Origin of the sequence: Azorhizobium oxalatiphilum (genome assembly GCF_014635325.1) — a bacterium.
In the GTDB taxonomy this organism is placed as follows: domain Bacteria; phylum Pseudomonadota; class Alphaproteobacteria; order Rhizobiales; family Xanthobacteraceae; genus Azorhizobium; species Azorhizobium oxalatiphilum.
This window is the reverse complement of sequence record NZ_BMCT01000001.1, coordinates 457,664-476,629: the sequence shown is the minus strand read 5'-3', so window position 1 is coordinate 476,629 and position 18,966 is coordinate 457,664. Positions and strand designations below refer to the sequence as shown.

The 18,966-nt window shown below is 69.3% G+C and carries 14 protein-coding genes; 1 reads left to right on the top strand and 13 read right to left on the bottom strand.

What is annotated here, in order from left to right; all coding sequences use genetic code 11:
- Positions 1–79: 79 nt before the first annotated feature.
- Both IEW24_RS02210 and IEW24_RS02205 read right to left on the bottom strand, forming a co-directional pair.
- Positions 80–1,183 carry a DUF2778 domain-containing protein gene (locus IEW24_RS02210; protein ID WP_244644104.1) on the bottom strand — a complete coding sequence of 368 codons (1,104 nt, stop codon included), beginning with the start codon at positions 1,181–1,183 and terminating at the stop codon, positions 80–82.
- A gap of 466 nt (positions 1,184–1,649) precedes the next feature.
- Positions 1,650–2,294 carry an invasion associated locus B family protein gene (locus IEW24_RS02205; RefSeq protein ID WP_188574999.1) on the bottom strand — a complete coding sequence of 215 codons (645 nt, stop codon included), beginning with the start codon at positions 2,292–2,294 and terminating at the stop codon, positions 1,650–1,652.
- A gap of 353 nt (positions 2,295–2,647) precedes the next feature.
- Here IEW24_RS02205 and IEW24_RS02200 point away from each other — a divergent pair, with 353 nt between their 5' ends.
- Positions 2,648–3,154, top strand: a complete 507-nt coding sequence (locus IEW24_RS02200) for a flavin reductase family protein (protein ID WP_188574997.1) — start codon at positions 2,648–2,650, stop codon at positions 3,152–3,154.
- A gap of 70 nt (positions 3,155–3,224) precedes the next feature.
- Here the strand turns inward: IEW24_RS02200 and trxA are convergent, their stop codons facing one another.
- The 11 genes from trxA to dut all read right to left on the bottom strand — a co-directional run bounded on the left by trxA (position 3,225) and on the right by dut (position 18,882).
- The gene (gene trxA, locus IEW24_RS02195) at positions 3,225–3,545 is read right to left on the bottom strand and encodes a thioredoxin (protein WP_188574995.1); all 321 of its coding nucleotides are present in this window, start codon (positions 3,543–3,545) and stop codon (positions 3,225–3,227) included.
- Between the two features lie 320 nt (positions 3,546–3,865).
- Positions 3,866–4,123 (bottom strand): hypothetical protein, encoded by a 258-nt coding sequence (locus tag IEW24_RS02190; protein WP_188574993.1) that lies wholly within the window; start codon positions 4,121–4,123, stop codon positions 3,866–3,868.
- A 96-nt stretch (positions 4,124–4,219) separates the two neighbouring features.
- On the bottom strand, positions 4,220–7,711 hold the full coding sequence (gene addA, locus IEW24_RS02185) for a double-strand break repair helicase AddA (RefSeq protein WP_188574991.1): 3,492 nt from the start codon (positions 7,709–7,711) through the stop codon (positions 4,220–4,222).
- Positions 7,708–10,755: a double-strand break repair protein AddB gene (gene addB, locus IEW24_RS02180; protein WP_188574989.1), complete on the bottom strand. Its 3,048-nt coding sequence runs from the start codon at positions 10,753–10,755 to the stop codon at positions 7,708–7,710. Before addB ends, addA begins: the two co-directional genes overlap by 4 nt.
- A 114-nt stretch (positions 10,756–10,869) precedes the next feature.
- Positions 10,870–11,571 carry a nucleotidyltransferase family protein gene (locus IEW24_RS02175; protein ID WP_188577262.1) on the bottom strand — a complete coding sequence of 234 codons (702 nt, stop codon included), beginning with the start codon at positions 11,569–11,571 and terminating at the stop codon, positions 10,870–10,872.
- 17 nt (positions 11,572–11,588) lie between these two features.
- The gene (gene tsaE / locus IEW24_RS02170; protein ID WP_188574987.1) at positions 11,589–13,142 is read right to left on the bottom strand and encodes a tRNA (adenosine(37)-N6)-threonylcarbamoyltransferase complex ATPase subunit type 1 TsaE; all 1,554 of its coding nucleotides are present in this window, start codon (positions 13,140–13,142) and stop codon (positions 11,589–11,591) included.
- On the bottom strand, positions 13,139–15,691 hold the full coding sequence (locus IEW24_RS02165; RefSeq protein WP_188574985.1) for a sensor histidine kinase: 2,553 nt from the start codon (positions 15,689–15,691) through the stop codon (positions 13,139–13,141). The genes tsaE and IEW24_RS02165 overlap by 4 nt, the downstream gene beginning before the upstream one ends.
- A 213-nt stretch (positions 15,692–15,904) precedes the next feature.
- On the bottom strand, positions 15,905–16,720 hold the full coding sequence (locus IEW24_RS02160; protein WP_373870024.1) for a hypothetical protein: 816 nt from the start codon (positions 16,718–16,720) through the stop codon (positions 15,905–15,907).
- A 177-nt stretch (positions 16,721–16,897) separates the two neighbouring features.
- Entirely contained in the window at positions 16,898–17,884 is a 987-nt protein-coding gene (gene cysK, locus IEW24_RS02155; protein ID WP_188574983.1) for a cysteine synthase A, read from the bottom strand.
- Positions 17,885–17,948: 64 nt separating this feature from the next.
- Complete coding sequence (locus IEW24_RS02150) at positions 17,949–18,389, bottom strand: RrF2 family transcriptional regulator (RefSeq protein ID WP_188574981.1); 441 nt, start codon at positions 18,387–18,389, stop codon at positions 17,949–17,951.
- A gap of 10 nt (positions 18,390–18,399) precedes the next feature.
- Complete coding sequence (gene dut / locus IEW24_RS02145; protein ID WP_188574976.1) at positions 18,400–18,882, bottom strand: dUTP diphosphatase; 483 nt, start codon at positions 18,880–18,882, stop codon at positions 18,400–18,402.
- Positions 18,883–18,966: the final 84 nt, after the last annotated feature.

Genomic DNA, 18,966 nt, shown 5'->3' with positions numbered 1-18,966 from the left:
AAAAAGCAAAACGCCCGGCCGCGAGAGCGACCGGGCGTTTTGCTTTTTCAGATCAGGCGCAGGGCCAGTAGCCCGCAGCTCAGTGGCCGGCGGCCTTGGACAGCCAGGCCAGCAGCGGGTTGTTCGGCTCCGGCCCCTTGGGCAGGCTCGCCACCACCACCACGCGGGTGACTTCGCCGCGCTTAAAGGCGGCCAGGAACTTCGGATAGTCCTTGAACGAGATGCAGCCGTTCGAATCGCCGCGCGCGCCCAGCAGATAGGTGTGCGTCAGGATGCCGTCGCGGCCATACATGGGGCCGTCGCCCACCGGCAGCATGCGGATGGCTTCCACGCCGTGGAACAGCGCCTCGCGCATGCGCAGATTGTAGACGTTGGGCGGCGTCGGGCCGACCATCTTCTTGTGCACGTACTTCGGGTCGTCGAAATACTCGCCATAGCCGGAATGGGCTTCCAGCTTGTCGCCATTCGGCATGTAGACCACCTTGCCGGTGATATCATACAGCGCGAACTTGTCGGTCGGCCCCGGCAGCATGCTCTCCGCACCCGGCGGGATCGGCGCGACAATGGAAGGACGCTCGGGCGCGGTGCGCTCGGCCGGCTCGATGGCGGCGAGGCGCTGGTTGCTGGCCACCAGCGGATTGCGGGTCGGCATGGGCGGCGCCACCAGCTGGTGGTCGAGATCCTTCAGCTCGGCGGGCGAGCGGCTGGCGAACAGTGGATTGGCGGAGGGCAGAGGCACCACCCGCACCGACGATTCGATCACCGCTTCCGGGTCACGCGGCTCTTCCAGCGCGGCGACCATGGTGCTCTCGGACCGGATCAGCGCGGTCTGCTCGCCCATCACGGCAGGGCCGTACATCAGGTCGCGCCCTTCGGGGGCAACCGAACCGGACGAGGGAATGGAGAAGACATCGCCCACGGCGCGGGCATGCGTCCGCGAAGCGAGAATGGGCTCCGGCGGCTGCACCAGCGCGGGCGCAGGGGCCTCAGCCAACTGCTGCTCAGCAATGGAGGGCACGGATGCGGTGCTATGGCCGCCGCCGATGGCCACCATCAGGATGGCGGCGGCAGCAATGCCGAAACCCACATAGATACCGCCCCGGACAACGGGACGGACCTTGGACTTGGATGCAACAGGTGCCTCGTAGGCATCGTCGTCGTCGATCCAGGCCGTATAGGTCATGATGCGCGCTACTCGACTGATTTCAGGCCGGTCACAATCAGGACGTCACCGGCCTCATCGGCCAAGCGGCACCCTTGTGCGTCCAATGCCTACGCCAGGATTGGGATATTTCCCTTGATCCAGCTCCTATGAGCACGGATCGCGGTAAATAATTCGAAAACCCCCACGCCCCCGTCGACAATGTCTTTTCGGCGAAACACGTCCTTACAGAACCCTGTCCCGCCAAAAGTCCACTTTGCAATTCGGCCCGGAACGACTCAGCCCGAACAGGCGTTTATCCCGCAAAGCCTTCTGCCAACACCCTGCCCGACTTCATACGCGGGCAGGCTGCCTTGCAGCTTGCGTTGCACACTACAGGAGCAGAGGGCCTTGGTTAACCCCAATTTTTTACCTGCGTGCGCCTCCCGCAGCGCGAGGTAAACGGGCGGGCGCACCCTGCGGGCCGCCCGTTTACCTTTTCCGCAGATCAGCTCTTGTCGCGGGCGGCCAGCGCCGCAGCGAGGCCCTTGAAGGAAATCTCAAGCGCCACCGGCTGCTGGTTGCGGTCGAGGAACTCCAGCTTCGCCGGGCCCTGTTCCTTGCTGAGCGCGACCACGTCGTCGGCGCTCACGTCCACATCGGCGATGCAGGCGCGGATGCAGAACTTGTAGTCGGCGGAAATGGTGCGCGGCTTCTCACCGAAGATGAACTTGGAGCCGGCCGGCAGCCACACACCCACGGGCAGCTGCACCACGAGGCGCATGGGCGACTCCTTGGTCAGGCGGCCGAACACGATCTGCGCCTGCAGGCCCTGCTGGGCATTTCCGATCTGCAGCGTCTGGGCGGCCTCGCACACGCGGGCACCGCCCACCGCCTCGGACCGCTCGCAGCGCACGACCCAGTCGTCATAAGTGGCGGTGGTGCGGGTGGGGCCGCTCTCGTCCTGGCCGAGGGCCGGCTTCTGGGCATTGGCGGCGGGGGTGGCGGGCTTCGCCGCCGGTGCAGCGGGCTTGGCCGGCGCAGCGGGCTGCTGGGCAAAGGCTGCCCCGGAAACCGAGAGACCCATGGCAAGGCCGGCGGCGATGGCGAGGCGCACCATCGGGCGACCTGCGGAAAGCGAAGCAAAAGACATCGGATACTCCCCCTAACGTTCCCACGAGAGCACGGGCGGTTTTGATTGCAGGCAATCCGAACCGCAGGCCATTCTCTCATCCGGCTCTGGCCGTCCCGTGATAGCTGCAGAGAGCGGGACTGCCAATCAGGACGCGCAGCACGCGCGCGCATTCAGGATCAAGACAGCCTTCTCGTGGAGCAACCGGGTGCCGTATGCAAGCCGGGCGGGCGTCGGTTCACCTCGCAAATGCACGCGATGGCCCCTACATTCGCAGGAATCCGTCGCGCTGGCGCGCGACATTTGAAATGGAATTCCTCCATGCCGGTCAAAACCGCCCCTTCCTGCCGCATCGTGAGGGGCACCGCTTGAACATGCAGAGCGATTCTCCCCTCGTGACGGTCAGCGAGGGCTACCGGGCCGCCATGCGGCATCTGGCCGGCGCGGTCAGCGTCTTCACCACCGGCACCGCCCCCGCCCGCACCGGGCTGACCGCCAGTTCGCTCACCTCGTTCGCCGTGGATCCGCCCACGCTGCTCATCTGCATCAACAAGGCCTCCTCCGTGCGCGACGGCCTGCTCGCGGGCGCGCCCTTCGTGGTCAACGTGCTGGCGGACGGGCAGCGGGAGGTGGCCGAGCGCTTCGCCGGTATGAAGGGCCTGCACGGGGAAGAGCGGTTCGCGGATGGACGCTGGGGCCAGCTCGTCACCGGCGCGCCGGTGCTGGAAGATGCCCTCGCCAGCTTCGATTGCGAGCTGGAAGAGGTGATCGAGCGCCATTCCCACATGATCGTGCTCGGCCGCGTGGTGGCGACACGCCTGTCCGAGCAGGCTCGGCCCCTGCTCTATTGGGCACGCGGCTTCCGCAAGCTGGAGCTTTAAGCCCGCGGCAGGACGGCAATAAAAAAGGCGGGCCGAAGCCCGCCTTTTGACATTTGCTGCCGATCCGCGCTCAGGCGGCGGTGTTGATCCAGCTCGCCAGCTTCGCCTTGGGGGCCGCGCCCACCTGGCGGGAGGCGATCTGGCCGCCCTTGAACAGCAGCAGGGTCGGGATCGACATGATGCCGAACTTGGACGCCGTGACCGGGTTCTCGTCGACGTTCAGCTTCACGATCTTCACCTTGCCGCCGAGCTCGCCGGAGAGCTCCTCGAGCACCGGAGCCACCATGCGGCAGGGGCCGCACCACTCGGCCCAGAAGTCGACGACGACGGGGGTATCGGAGTTGAGGACGTCGGCCTCGAAGCTCGCGTCGGACACTTTCTCGATGGCCATGATCATATACCTCGTGGGAATCCGTGGCCGCAGCCACTGAATGTTGGCGTCAAGGTAAGAAGCCCCTCCCCTTCCCGTCAAGGAGCCTCACGCGCATGGGATGGGGGTAGCGCCGGTCGCGGCGCGCCCTCCCGGACGCGGGATCGGGGGCGACTGGCCGCACCCGGCCATGCGGGAATCCTTCGCCGTCCTGACATACCAGCCCCTCGCCGCCTCATGCCCGAGCTTCCGCTGGGCCTTCGGCGTCAGGGGAGCCCTGCGCCCGTCACGCAGGAGACATGCCCCGGCCGCCCGGTCTGTGGATCACCCGCCCGGAAGGATCACTTGCGCTGGAGATGGCAGACCTTGGTGCGCGATCCATCACGGTTCTGGCGCCGGCGGCAGCCCTCGTTCTTCGGCTTGCCCTGATGGATGTAATATTCGCCCCGACGCTGCGAATTAAAGGTCTGGTTGGAGGCATCGTGGCCGCCGATCCGCACATTCTTGCCGAACCGCACCTCGGCCCCGGCGCTCCCCGCCGAGAGGGCCAGAAGACCGGCAACAGCCAAAGCAAACAGCGGGAAACGACGATCCACCATACACTTACCTCCGGAGCACCTCTCCGGAAGTGATGGTCGCAGACGGGGGCCGCGCGGTCCAATCCGGGCCGCCCCGGCCTGTGGAAGGGGCAGCCCTCAGGCCACCCCGGCCAGCAGCTCAGCCCGCTTCGCCAGAAGCCGTTCCGCCGGCAGCACATGCACCAGCGGGCCGCGCGTATAGACGAGCCGCGCCTCCAGCGCCCGACCGGGAAACACCTTCTCCAGCACCGCGCCATAGAGCGCCAGCTGGGCCACATAGCCCTCGCCGATATGGTCGAGGGTGCGGGGCGGGGTGCGGTCGGTCTTGAAGTCGGCCAGCACCAGCCGGTCGTCGAACACCGCCAGCCGATCCAGCCGCCCGTTGACCGGCAGCAGACGCCCGTCCACCGCTTTGAGGCGCCCCACCACCGGCACCTCGGCGGCGCTGTGCGGACCGAACAGGGTTTCAAGCGGGGCGTGATCCAGCACGCCCATCACCTCGGCCAGCACGTCCTCGCGCAGCTCTGCCGCAAGCCCCGCCCCCACATGGTCGAGCAGGCGCAGGCCGGCGGAGCGGCGTTGCTCCCCCGGCAGGGCACCGAGGCCCGCCAGCAGGCGATGCACCAGATCGCCGCGCACGCGCGGATCGAGCCCTTCCGACGCCCCGCCGGGGCGCTTGCCCGCCGCATCGGGCTGGGCACGGGAGGGGCGCACCGGGCGCGCGGGAGCGGGCGGCAGCACCAGCGGCGCGAGCGGCGCCGGCGCGAGAGGTGCCACCGACTGTGCGGCGGGCAGGTCATCAGCCGCCGGCACAAGAGGCGGGCCGGATTTCAGCCAGCGCAGCACCTCACCCTCCCAGCCCTGCGCGGGCACGCGCTCGGCCTCATGGATCAGCGCATCGTTCACCAGTTCGTACCAGCAGCCCTCGGGCCGGGCATGGTCCTTGTCCTTGGCCGCCGCGCGGGTCTCGGCACCGCAGACGATGAGCGCATCCTCCGCACGGGTGAGCGCCACATAGAGCAGGCGGCGATATTCCTCGCGCTCGCGATCGGTGGCGGCGGCGCGGGCATTGGCCAGCGCGCCGCTGTCGTCCGCCTTGCGCGGCGCGTGCACGGGGATGATAGCGCCATCGGCGGTCGTCACCTGCAACAGGCCGCCGGCGGTGCGCGCTTTCGGCAGGTCCACCGTATCCGCGAGGATGACGATGGGCGATTCAAGACCCTTGGCGCCGTGCACGGTCATCACCCGCACCTCGTCGCGCCCGCTCTCCATGTCGCGCTTGGTCTCCGCGCCACCCCGGCGCAGGAAGGCGAGGAAGCCCGGCAGGGTGGCCGCCTCCAGATTTTCGTAAGTCCGGGCCAGTGCCATGAACTCGTCCAGCACGTCGGCGGCTTCCGGGCCGAGGCGGGCGAGCATGGCCTTGCGGCCGCCGTCGCGGCCGAGCACGCGGGCATAGAAATCGAACGGCCGCAGGAGGCGGGCTTCTTCCCGCCAGCGTTCCAGCCGCTCCGAGATGGCCCCTCCCGCAAAGCCCAGCAGCGCATCGCCGAGCCGCCCCTCGCGGCGCGGGCACAGGGTCAGCAGGTCGTCATCATCGAGCCCGAACAGCGGGCTCTTGAGCACGCTGGCGAGCGCCAGATCATCATCGGGCGAGAACAGCGCATCGCCCAGCGCCATCAGGTCGAGCGCGGCGATATGCTCGGCCACCACGAGGCGGTCGGCACCCGCCACATCCACGCCGCCGCCCGCCTCCTTCAGCGCGCGGATCACCGCCTCGAACAGGCGGCCGCGCCGACGCACCAGCACCAGCACGTCCTGCGCCCGCATGGGCCGCCCGCCGCGCGAGGGAATGGCGATGCGCTTTGCGATGCCTTCGCGCACGAAAGCCGCGATGCGCTCGGCCAGCCGCGTCACCGGGTCATCCCCGGCGATCTCATCCAGCGGCCGCCGCCAGTCGTCCACGCGCGGGCGGGCCACCGGCGTCACCGTCGGCCACAGCTCTACCAGCGCGGGCGCGTCGGCGCGGATGGCCTCGTGCACCGGCCCCACATTGTCGAGGGTGAGGCCCGCATGGGCGCTCTCGCGCCGGAACACCGCATCCACCGCATCCAGCACGCCGGGCGCGGAGCGGAAGGAATGGGGCAAAGTGATCTGCTTGAAATCGGTCTCGCCGGCCTCGCCCGCGAACTTCAGGCGCATGTCGCCGAATTTGCGCGGGTCCGCGCCCTGGAAGGAGAAGATGGACTGCTTCTCGTCGCCCACCACGAACAAAGTGCGCTTGACGCCCTCGCGCGCGCCCTCGCCGGAGAAGAAGTCCGAGACGAGGCCGCGCACCACGCGCCACTGCTCGGGGCTCGTATCCTGCGCCTCATCCACCAACACATGGTCGATGCCGCGATCGAGCTTGTAATGGACGAAGGAGGCCGGCACGCGGCCCAGCAGGTCCGCCGTGCGGCCGATAAGATCGTCGAAATCCAGCAAGCCGCGCGCGGCCTTCTCGGCGGTGTAGCGACGGCCGGCCTCGGCACCCAGCGTCAGCGCCGCGTCTGTGCGCTCCAGCGCCCGCACCGCCCGCAACTGCTCGGTGAGGGTTGAGAGGCGGTCGCGCTCCAGCATCAGCCGCTCGGCCAGCTCCGGATAGGCATCCCGCAGGCCCTTGGTGAGCATGTCCTTATCCGAGCGCGGATCGCCATCGGCCTTGAAGAAAACGTCGCGATAAGCGGCCAGCTTTCCTGCCGCCTCCTTCGCTTCCAGCGCGGCACGGAAGGCAAGCCCGCGCTTCTTGTCGGTCGCCTTGTCGGAGGTCAGATACACCGCCTCCACATCCGGCCAATGCTCCAGCGGGAAATGCGGGCTCTCCAGCATCTCGCGCTCGATGCCGTCCGAGGTGAGGCCGGGCGCGATGCCGAGCACGCCCGCCACCCGCGCCACGCGCGCGGAAGGCTCATCGCCCAGCGCGGCGATGGCCGCGCGGGAGGCCACCGCCGCCTCCAGCAGATCGTCGATGCCGCTATCCGACATCTCGCCCATCAACCGGGTGAGCGCCTGACCAAGAGGGGTGCCGGGCGCGCGCGCCGCTTCCACCACCAGCTCGGCGCGGATGCGGGCCATCAGCTCCATGCGACCCACATCGTCCAGCTCGCGGAAGCCGGCCGCGACGCCGGCCTCGAACGGAAAGCGATGCAGCAGGCCGCCGCAGAAGGCGTGGATGGTCTGGATCTTCAGTCCGCCCGGCGTTTCCAGCGCCGCCGCGAACAGCCGCCGCGCCTGAATGCGCAGGACCGGGGTGGGCGGCGTGTTGTCCATGCGGGCAAGTTCCACATCGAGGCCCGCATCATCCAGCGCCGCCCAGCGGCTAAGGATGGAGAGCACGCGGTTGGCCATGTTGGCCGCCGCCGCCTTGGTATAGGTGAGGCACAGGATGCGCCCGGGAGCTGTGCCTTGCAGCAGCAGGCGGATCACGCGCTGGGCCAGAACATGCGTCTTGCCCGAGCCGGCATTGGCCGACACCCAGGCGGAAATCTGCGGCGAGGCGGCAAGGCTCTGCCGGCGCGTGGCTTCGGCCTTGGCGGCGGTGTCGGCGAACGCCTTTGGTGCGTGCCCGCTCATTCGCCCGCCTCCTCGGCGCCCAGCGCCCATTCCCGCACGCGGGCCAGATGATCATAGGTGCCATAGCGCCCGCGCCATTGCGGCGCGGCGAGCGCGCGATAGCCCTGCGCCTCGTTCTCGAACGCCTGCAAAAGCTCGAACAGGCGGCTATAGGCCTCCTCGGCCATGTCGGTGGCCGTGGTCTTGTCGCCCACGCCGGCCTTCTCCTTGCCGGCCTCGGCACCGCCCTTCAGCTCCACATAGAGGAAGTCCGCGACGGTCGCGGCCGGCACGTCCTTGAAGCTGCCGCGCACGGCCATGGCCGCTTCCAGCGGCAGCTGGGGCGAGAAGGTGGCGCCCTGCTTTGTCGAGGGCGCGGTGCCGGTCTTGTAGTCCACGATGGCGAGCTGGCCGTCATTGCGCAGCTCGATGCGGTCAGCCCGGCAGGTGAGGTGGAAATCGCCGCTCAGCAGCGGGATCGGCATGCTGCCGCCCACCTCCGCGAAGACCCGGCGCAGGTTGGCGCGGCGCTCGCGCTCCATCTCCACCACGAAGGCGGCCACCCGTTCGAAGCGCGCCCACCAGATGGCATGCTCGGCCGGGAACACCTCCAGCTTCTCGAACGCGGTGCGGCCGAACTTGAGCAACTGGTCAAGCGCGTCCGGCGGCAGGTCTTCCGGATGGGCCTTCGCGAACTCGCCCAGCGCATCATGCAGCGCGGTGCCGCGCTCGGCGCCGCCGGGCATGGCGTCCAGCGGCTCCAGCGGCTGGAGCGAGAGCACGTGGCGGGCGAACATGGAATAGGGATCGCGCAGGAAGGTCTCCACCTCCGTCACGCTCAGCTTGCGCGGCCGCAGCGCCAGCGGCGGCGTGGGCGCGGGCTGGGCCACGCGCGGCACGCGGGGGCCGTCGTCGAGCCGGGCCGCCGCCTGCCGCCACGCCTCGCCGCGCGCCTCCGCCGCCTGCCACAGATCGGGACCGGCCACCGTCTTCAGGCGCTGGAGAAAGCGCGAGGGCACGGACTGCGTGCCGCCCACCTTGTCGGGATAGGTCAGCACCACCTCGCGCGCACCGAAGGCCTGCACGAAATCGTGGGCGGAGAGGCCGATGCGCCGCTCCGGCTGGTCCAGCCCCAGTTCCGCTCGCATGGGCCGGCTGAGCCAGGGATCAGTCCGCGTCTCCGGCGGCCATGCACCTTCCGCGAGCCCGCCCAGCAGCACCCGGTCCAGCGCCACCATGCGCGCTTCCAGCGGTCCGAGAATGCGGATGCGCGTCTCCCCCTCCCCGCGCGGTCGCACCACACGGTCGGCCAGCAGCGCGGAAATGGCATCGGCATAGGCATGCAGCGTCAGCGACGGGCCATAGGCGGCACCGTCCACGATCTCACCGAGCGCTTCCGCCAGCGAGGCCTCGGCGGGGTCTTCCGCCTGCGGATCGAGTGGCCCGCACAAAGCCTCATAGGCGGCCACATGGGCGGCCACCAGATCGGCCAGCGGCACGGCCGGGCCATCGGCCAGAGCGGAGAGCGGCGCCAGCGCCACCACGAGCCGGGCCACCAGATCACGCGCCAGCTCCAGCTTGCCGTCGTCCACCCGGCGGCGGGGATCGCGGGCATGAAGCTTGGCCGGATCGAAGGCGGCCACGGCGGCGCTCAAGCCCTCCATGCCGGAGCGCGGACGGGGACCGCGCAAAGCGATCAGCTCCAGCGCCGCCAGCGCCTCGCGCAGTGTGTCCGGCTCAAGGTCCAGCGTCACGCCGGGCTGGCTCAGCAGCGCGAACACCGGCACCGGTGCGCAGCCTTCCGCCACCGCCTTGGCGATGAGGCGGGCAAGGCGGGCGGGCGCGGTCTCGGCCAGAGGCTCACCGGCGGAATCGTCGATGGCGATGCCGAAACGCTGCAACTCGGCCGCCACGCGGCGGGCGAGATCCCGGTCGGGCGTGATGAGCGCCGCGCGCTCACCGGGGCGGGTGAGCGAGTCCCTGAGCTCCAGCGCCACCGCAAGCGCTTCCTCACGCGGATCCTGCGCGCGGATGACGCTGATGCCGGCAAAGGCATCCGCGCGCTCCGCCGCCGGCAGGCGCTCGGCGAGGGTCGCCCACATCTCGGCGGTCTCGGACTGGCGCAGCGCCTCGCTGAGCAGCGGCTCACGGCCATAGGCCGCGCGGGTGCCCAGCTCAGTCACGTCGCGGCGTTCGATGCCGAAGGTGTTCAACAGCTTGGCAAGACCGAACTGGGGATGGTCCGGCGCGCTGGTGGCATCCGCGATCAGCATCTGGAAGGCGGTTTCCTCCATGTGGAGGTCGAGGCCCGGCAACACCACCGCGCCCTGCGGCAGGCTGGCGATGGCTTTCAGCAACCGCGCCGTGGTGGGCAGCGAGCCGGTGGAGCCGGCCGCGATCACCGGCCCCGCCTCGACTCCCAGCGCGGCAAGGCGGCGCTCTTCCGCCTCCACGAGCCGGTCGCGGCGCACGGCGGGGTCCACCAGTCCGCTCTCCTCCAGATGCCCGGCCCATGCCTCGCGGGCGATGCGCAGGAACTGGAGGCTGATCTCGAAGAACTGGTCGTGCTCCTCCGGCACGAGGCTGTCGAGCTTCGACCACGGGATGCCCGCCGTCACCATCTGGTCGAACAGGCGGCCGAGTTCGTCCGCCAGCGCCATGGTGGCAGCGGGGCCGGCGGCGACCATGGCCTGCCCCTCGCCTTCCGCCAGCGCATCGCGCCAGCGCGAGACGAGGCCGGCCAGCGCGATGCGCCGGTGCACGCTCGCCACCGCATGGGGCGGGGCAAGCAGGGCGGCGGCTTCCGAAAAGGCCAGCGCATCCTCGTCCACATCACCCAAAGGCACGATGCCGGGCAGCAGCAAGCCGTCGCCGCCGATCTCTTCCAGCAGCGCCTGTTCCAGCAGGCGCCCGGCACGGCGGGTCGGCAGATAGATGGTGGCGGAAGCAAGCGCCAGCGGGTCGCCGCGCGGGGCAAATCCGGGCACCAGCTCGCCATCCAGCAGCGCCCGCGCGAGGGTCGCGAGGAAGGGCGCGGAAGAGGAGATGGTGAAAACGCGCGTCATGCCCCCTGCCCCACCCCGAAGGGCGTCAGTCTGCGCGACGTCCCGGAGACGTCGGTGATTCTTGAGGGGCAGAGTTTAGGCGCAAGGGCCGGTGCGCGCGAGGGCGCCCGCCGCTCAGTCGCTGGAGCGACTGATGGCTTCCTCCGCGGCGGGGATGGCATCGGGGGTGCCCACATGCATCCACACGCCTTCCAGCCGCAGCCCGTGCAGCCGCTCGGCCTCGATGGCCTTGCGGAAGATGCGGGTGAGGGAGAACGGACCCTCGGGCGCGTCCGCGAACAGCTCCGGCTTCAGGATGCAGGCGCCCGCATAGACGAAAGGCGCCACCGTGCGCTCGGCCCGCCACTGGAGGCGGCCTTCCACATCCATGGTGAAGTCGCCCATGCCCTCATAGCCCACCGAGGTGGCGGCGCCCGCCACCAGCAGCAGCGCGTCCATATGTTCCGGGTCGAAACGCTCCATCAGCCGCACGAGGTTCGGCTTCACGCCCTCGATCCAGATGGTATCGGCATTGATGGCGATGAAGGGTTCGCCCTTGAACAGGGACAACGCCTTCACGATGCCGCCGCCAGTCTCCAGCAGCGTGCCGCGCTCATCCGATATGTGCAGGCGCGGCGGGGCGGTGCGGGTGGCGAGATGGGCTTCCAGCATGTCGGCATGGTGGTGCACATTCACCACCGCCTCGCTGATGCCGGCCGTTTCCAGCCGATCGAGCACATGGTCCACAAGCGGCCTGCCGTAGACCTCCACCAGGGGCTTGGGGCGGGTATCGGTGAGGGGGCGCATGCGGCTCCCCATTCCGGCCGCGAGCACCATGGCGCGAGAAAGCGTCGTCACGAGTTGAATTCCTTCGATGGCAGCACCGCTGCATACCACGCCCGGAGCGAACCAAGCTCCGGATGGGCGAGGCAGCGGGCGAGATACCGCCTAATACGAGGAAGGTGACGCAAATATTGCGGCTTGCCGTCCCGGGCGTTCAGGCGGGCAAAAATGCCGAGAATCTTGGTGGCACGCTGCGCCCCCATCAAAGCGTAGAGATGGGTGAAGCGGGTGGCATCGAAGGTGGGCGAGGCTTCCTCGCGCAGGCGCAGATAATGGTCCAGCAGGGCTGCTTCCAGCTCCTCGGACACGTCCACGCGCGCATCCTGCGCCAGCGAGGCCACGTCATAGGCCGCCGGGCCCAGCACCGCGTCCTGAAAGTCGATCAGGCCCACTTTCTTCAGGCCCGGGCGCTCGTCCAGCCAGATCAGATTGGGTGAGTGGAAGTCGCGCAGCACCCAGGTCTGGGGCTCGTTCAGGACCGCGCTGAGCGCCCCGCGCCAGATCAGCAGGAACTCCTCGCGCACCACATTGTCCGCCTGCGCGCCCCGGAACGGCAGATACCAGTCCAGCAGCAGCTCCACCTCGATGAGGAAGGCTTCCAGCGTGTAGGTGGGCAGCACATAGTCCACCTGCGGCGCGATGTGCAGCACGCTCGGCAGCGCGCGGCCGTGCAGCGAGGCCAGCAGCTCCATGGCGGCGGCGTAGCGATCCGGCATGGGCTCGGGCGGGGTGCCCGTCACCACGCCCGCGCTGCCCAGATCCTCCAGGATCAGCAGCCCCCGGTCGAGATCGGCAGCATAGATTTCCGGTGCGGAAAGCCCCTGCGCACGCAGCGCCCGCGCCATGGCGATGAAGGGGCGCACGTCCTCGGCCAGATGCGCGAGGCGGCTGTAGGGCAGCCCGCGCCGCACCGGCGGCCCGTCGGGGCGCCTGGGCGCGTTCATCAGCACGGCGCTCTTCTCGCCCAGCACGAGGCGGGCATAGGAGCGGCTGGAGGCATCGCCCTGCAGATAGAGCCGCTCGGCGCCGGAGAAGCCGCTGGTCTCGATCAGGAATTCGGCCACGTGCATGCGGTCGAGCCGCTCCACGAAGGCGCCCGCTCCCACCAACACCACGCGGCGCGCATCGGGGCCGAGATCGGGAGCCAGCTCCAGCGCGATGCCGAGCCGGTTCGCGGGCAGGCGCCCTTCGGCGCGGTCCGGCCATTCCACCAGCAGGATGGCGTCGGTGGCAAGCTCGTCCCAACCGATCTCTTCCAGCTCGTCAGGGTCCTGCAGGCGGTAGAGGTCCGCATGCACCACCTTGCCGCGCCCGAATTCGTAGCCGATCACCAGCGAGAAGGTGGGGCTCGGCACTTCCAGATCCGGCTCGCCCGAAAGCGCGCGGATGAGGCAGCGGGCGAACGCCGTCTTGCCCGCGCCGAGATCGCCGGACAGCGCCACCGTGTCGCCGGTGGAGAGCCAGGGCGCCAGCATGGCGGCGAGGCGGGCGGTGTCGGCAAGATCGTCCAGCACCACGGAGAAGGCCGGTACGGGACCGGGAACGCGCTCGAAGACGAGGCTCATGCGGCGGCCTCATGGCGCCGCGTGGCGAGCGGGAAGAGGCACAAAGCGATGGTGCCGCCGCCGCGCGCCGGGGCGAGGCTCACGGTGCCGCCATGCAGCTCCATGAACGAGCGCACGATGGAGAGGCCGAGGCCCACGCCGCGGTGGCGCGTGCCGGCATCGGCGCCGCCCACGGTCTCGAAGCGCTGGAACAGGCGGTCCATCATCTCGGGCGCGATGCCCGGGCCGTTATCGCGCACGCTGAGCACGAGACCATCCGCCCGCCGCTCGGCGCGCAGGGCCACCATGCTGCCGGCGGGCGCCGCCGCGATGGCATTGGACAAGAGGTTGAACAGGATCTGCCGCACCCTGCGGCCATCGGCCACGAAGCTGCCGAGATCGCTGGAAGCCTCGATGCGCAGGGTCACGCCAGCTTCCTCCAGCAGGTCGCGCACGGAATCGGCGGCGCTCTCCAGCGTACCGCGCACCTCCACCTCGGACAGGTCGAGCGCCATGGCGCCGGCATCGATGGTGGCGAGATCCAGAATGTCGTCGATGAGCGAGCGCAGCGCGTCGGACGACTGGCTGACATGGCTGAGGAATTCGGTCTGCCGAGCATTCAGCTCGCCCGCCACGCCCTCGCTGAGCATGTGCGCATAACCGATCAAAGTGTTGAGTGGCGTACGCAAATGATAGGAGACATGGCCCACGAAGGCGTTCTTCAGCTGGTCCGCCTCTTCCAGCGCCTCGTTGCGCTCGATGAGCGCGCGCTCCACCTGCACGCTGTCGGTGACATCGCGGAAAGTGACCATGGTGCCGCCGTCTGGCAGCGGCTGCGCGGTGCCGTCGAGCACGCGCTTGCCGGCGGTCTCAAGACGAAGCTTCTCGCCCTCGCGATGGTCCAGCGCCGTTACCACGTTGCGGATGCGCGCCCAGGCGCCGCTCTCGCCATGCTTGGGCCGGCACATGGCCGCCACGGCGTCGATGTGCGGCCGCTCACCCAGCGCCTGCGCGCTCAGCGACCACAGGTGCAGGAAGGCCTGATTGTAGAGCCGCAGCCGGCCGTTGGAGCCGAACACCGCCACCGCTTCCGCGAGGCCGTCCAGCGTTTCGCCCTGGATGCGGATGAGGCTGTTGTAGCGGCTCTCCAGCGCCATGCGCTCGGACAGATCCTCGAACAGATAGGTGACACCGCCCTCCGCATTGGGGCTGGCGATCACGCTCAGCATCTGGCCGCCGGGCAGGTGCCACCAGTCGTGGGTGGGCTCCAGTGCGCGATAGGCCTCGCGCAGCTGCTCGCGCCAGGCGCGGAAATTGGACTGCTCGGGCACCTTGCGCTGGGCACGCAGGCGCTCCAGCACCTCGGTCTCGGAGGGCCTCTGGTCGAGGAAACCGGCGTCCAATCCGAACAGCCGCTCATAGGCGCTGTTGTGGAAGACGAGACGTTCGTCGCCGCCGAAGATCACCACCGCCGTATTGAGCTGGTCCAGCGTGCGGCGATGGGCGGCCAGCGCCTGCTCATGGGCCACGCGGGCGGCCTCGGCCTCGGTCACGTCGATGGCGAGACCCGCCGCGCCGAAGGCGCCTGCGGCCTCGGTGACATCCAGCAGCCGGCGTTTGCCGCCCGCCACCACGCGCACCCGCGCCGCATAGGGTTTTCCCGCGCGGTGGGCCGCAACGGCGGCGTCACGGGCGGCCTGATCGAGCAGTTCCACCGGCGGCGCGCCGGGGGCCGGGGCCGCGCTCTGCGAGGCCCGGCAGAAGGCATCGTTGACGGCGGCCAGCGCGCCGTCCTGTCCGCGCCGCCACATGGGCAAGGGCGAAAGTTCGAACAAGGCATCGAGCGCCGCAGCCTGCGGCGGTGCCACCGTGCGGATCGGCGCCACGGGACGGGCAGCCACGCAACGCACGCCTGCCACCGCCCGGCCTTCCAGCCGCAGCGGCGCGCCGGAGGCATCGCGCGTCTCGAAGGCGAAGGGCGTGCCTTCAGCCTGAAGCTCAGCCAACGGGCCGGCGAGTGCGGTGAGCGCCTCGGCACCCAGCCACGTCTTCAAGCCATCGGCGAGGGCGTCGGCATCGGCACCATCGGGAAAGGCGGGGATGGCTTCGCCGAGCGCTTCCAGCGAGCCGGCGTCGCGCCACAGCACGAGGCCGCGCGCGCCCTGCGCCAGCAGCACCCGCAGGGCCTGCGTATCGGCCCGCTGCGCGGCGGCGCGCAGGCTCAGCTCGGCTTCCGCCCGGCGGCGGTACCGAATGGACACGGCCGCGATGGCGGCGGCGGTGAGCGCCACCGCCGAGGCCCCGCCGGCCAGCGCCACAAGCAGGCTCGACGAGCCACCCGTGGCGGTTGCCGCCTGCGCATAAGCGGATCCGGCGCCCAGCAGAACGGCACAAGCGGGAACAAGGCGGGCAGCGGCGCGCAGGGCGCCTGTGGGGCGGGCAAAGGACATGAGGGAGGGCAAGGTCACGTCAGAAGGGAGGGCAGCCGGCAGATGGCGGACGATGCACAGCGGGCGGATGGCCGCCCGGACAGGATCCAGCGCGCCGGTCACTCGGCTCCGATCGGCCATGCGCCCCCGCTTTCGTACCTGCGCCAGAGCGCCCGTGGGGGACGCCGGACCACCGTTGCGAATCAGGTGTCTGATCCTAGCCGACGCGACTCCGGCTTAGAAGACCGACACGGCCCAGCCATAGGCCGTTTGTGGTTAATCGGCCGTTAAGACGACGCCGGAAACCACCGCTCCCAAGGGGCGACGCGGCCGGTTAAGACCGCGCCGGAGCGGCTATTTGCCGTAATAATCCTGCACCGTCTCCCACGCGACGGTCTGGATCGTCTTCGCGGTCGCCTCGTCGAGGCCGGCCCGATAGCTGTTGCCCACCGGCGAACGGCCGGTCAGCGCGGCGAACACCACATTCACCGCCAGATACGTGCCCGCAGGGCTCGGGTGGCGTTTGTCGGGCGCATAGAGATTGAGGTCCTGCTGGCGCTCGCGCATGCGGGCGAAGGCGAGGCCGGCGGGGATGACCAGCGCGTCATTGGCATTGCCGGCCACGGTGTAGGCTTCGGCCAGTTCCGCCGTCATCTCCGGCTTGTCCGCATAGGCCCAGGACATGAAAAAGATCGGCCGGGCACCGTGCTTGCGCACGATGGCGCTGTCCTTGGCCGCGAATTCGGTGAAGGCCCCCTTCAGCTGCGGATGGATGGGGCACTGGCTGCAGTCCATCATGATGGCTGCATCCACCAGCTTGCCGGGCTTGTTGAAGATCACGTTGTTCTGGTCGTCGAAGCTGTACCCGCCGAGGCCACCGGGGCGGAAGTAGCTCTCCATGTCGTGCCAATCGAGGCCGGAGCCGCCGATCGTGACCATGATCGCCTTGTATGCGGCCTTGTTGGCCGGATCGGCGGCGCGCTCCAGCGCCAGCAGCTGGCTGTGGATGCCGTTGTTATAATAGAAGAAACTGTTGCCCACGAAGAGCACGCTCTTGGGGAAGTCCGGCCCCAGCGTCGTCACTTTGGGCCTGGTGGCGACAGTCGGCGCAGCGGCGGTTGCGGGGCTGGCGGCTGTGGGGCCGGCGGACTGGGCCTGAGCCGGTGGCATTTGCGCCAGCGGCGCCAGCAGGGCCATCGCCAGCGCGGCGGCAAGGCGTCCGTTTGTCTTCATCGGCATCCTCCCATGGGCCGGCCTCTTGCGGGCCGGATGGAAGGAGTGTGATCGCCTGTGCGACGAGCCGCAATTGCCGGCCGGTGCGCAAGGCAGCGGCCGGCAATCGTTTTCTCAGAGCCCCTCGAACAGGGCCGTAGACAGGTAGCGCTCGGCGAAGGAAGGCACGATGGCGACGATGGTCTTGCCTTCGTTCTCCTTGCGCGCGCCGATCTCCAGCGCCGCCGCGATGGCCGCGCCCGAGGAGATGCCGCCGGGGATACCCTCATAGCGGGCGAGCGCGCGGGCGGTGTCGAAGGCGGTCTGGTTGCCGACCGTCACCACTTCGTCGATCACGGAACGGTCCAGCACCTCGGGCACGAAGCCGGCGCCGATGCCCTGGATCTTGTGCGGGCCGGGCTGGCCGCCGGACAGCACCGGGCTGTCCTCGGGCTCCACCGCCACCATGCGGAGGCCGGGCTTGCGCGGCTTCAGCACCTGGCCGATGCCCGTGATGGTGCCGCCGGTGCCGACGCCGGACACCACGATGTCCACGCCGCCCTCGGTGTCGTTCCAGATCTCTTCCGCGGTGGTGGCGCGGTGAACGGCGGGGTTAGCCACGTTCTTGAACTGCTGCGGCATCACCGCCTTGGGCAGTTCCTTCACCAGTTCCTCGGCCTTCTGCACGGCGCCGCGCATGCCGAGATTGGCCGGGGTGAGCACCAGCTCGGCGCCGAGCAGCGCCAGCATCTTGCGGCGTTCCACCGACATGCTCTCGGGCATGACGAGGATGAGGCGCAGGCCGCGCGCGGCAGCCACGAAGGCCAGCGCGATGCCCGTATTGCCGGAGGTGGGCTCCACCAGCACGGTCTCGGGATCGAGCACGCCGGCTTCGGCGATGGCGTCCACCATGCCGACGCCGATGCGATCCTTCACGCTGGCGATGGGATTGAAGAATTCGAGCTTGGCGAGGATGTTCGCCTTCACACCGCGCAGTTCGGGCAGGCGGTGCAACTGGACGAGGGGCGTATCGCCAACGGTCTCGGTGATGGAGCCATACACGCGCCCGCGGCCGGGGCGGTGAGCAGCCGCAGGAGCGGCTTTGGCAGCGTTTTGCGCCATTGAGGTCTTCTCCCGGGGACGGCGGCGGGCACACGGGCCCGCGCCTGTCAGATGGTTTGGATGATCAGATGATGAAGTCGATGCGGTCGTGCTCGGACCCATGCCCCTTGTTGTCCGCAGCACGGCAGAGGTCTTCCAGGGTCACGGTGTCGAGAGCGGAGTCGAAGGTCTGCTCGGCCGCCGCCACGGCGGGCTGCACCACCTCGAGGACGAGCGGAGGCAGGATGATCTCCTTCTCCTCTTCCGCGCCTTCGACGACGCGGACGATCTCGGCCACGGAGACGCGGCGGCGCTCGCGGGCAAGCTCATAGCCGCCGCGCGGACCGCGCACCCCCTTCAGCACGCCGGCATGCACCAGCGCCTGCAATACCGGCTCCAGCCGGCGGGGGGGAAGACCATGACGGGCGGCCAGGGACTTGGCCGCCACGGGATTGCCCCGCGCATGAACGGCGACGTCCACGACGGCGGCGATGGCGAGCAGACTTTTATCGGATAAACGCGGCATGGGACTGTGGCTATCTCGATTGGGGCGTCCCGTCGAGCCCTGTCGAGCCAAAACCACCGACGCCGCGTGCAGTTTTACCCAATTCCCCACTTTCTACCAGCTTTATTTGCACGATAGGCGCAACCACCATCTGTGCAATACGCAATCCGCGCGTGATTTCAAAGGGTTCGCGCCCCTGGTTGATGAGCAGGGCCTTCACCTCGCCGCGATAATCGGCATCAATCGTGCCCGGTGCATTCAACACCGTGACGCCGTGCTTAAAGGCCAGACCCGAGCGCGGGCGCACCTGCGCCTCGTATCCGTCGGGCAGTTCGATGCTAAGGCCGGTGGGCACGAGCTGGAAATCGCCGGGCTGCAGGACGAGCGGCTCGCCATCGGGGACGGCGGCAATGAGATCCATGCCGGCGGAGAGCGCGGTGGCATAGTCGGGCAACGGCAGCCCCTCCGCATGCGGCAGGCGGACCACCGCCACGTTCAGGCGCGAGTTGCTCATGGGAAGGCTCCGGGCTGATGGCACGGCCGCAGGCTGCGGCTTGTCCCCGGCTTAGCACTCACCCCCGAGTCGCCCCAAGAACGG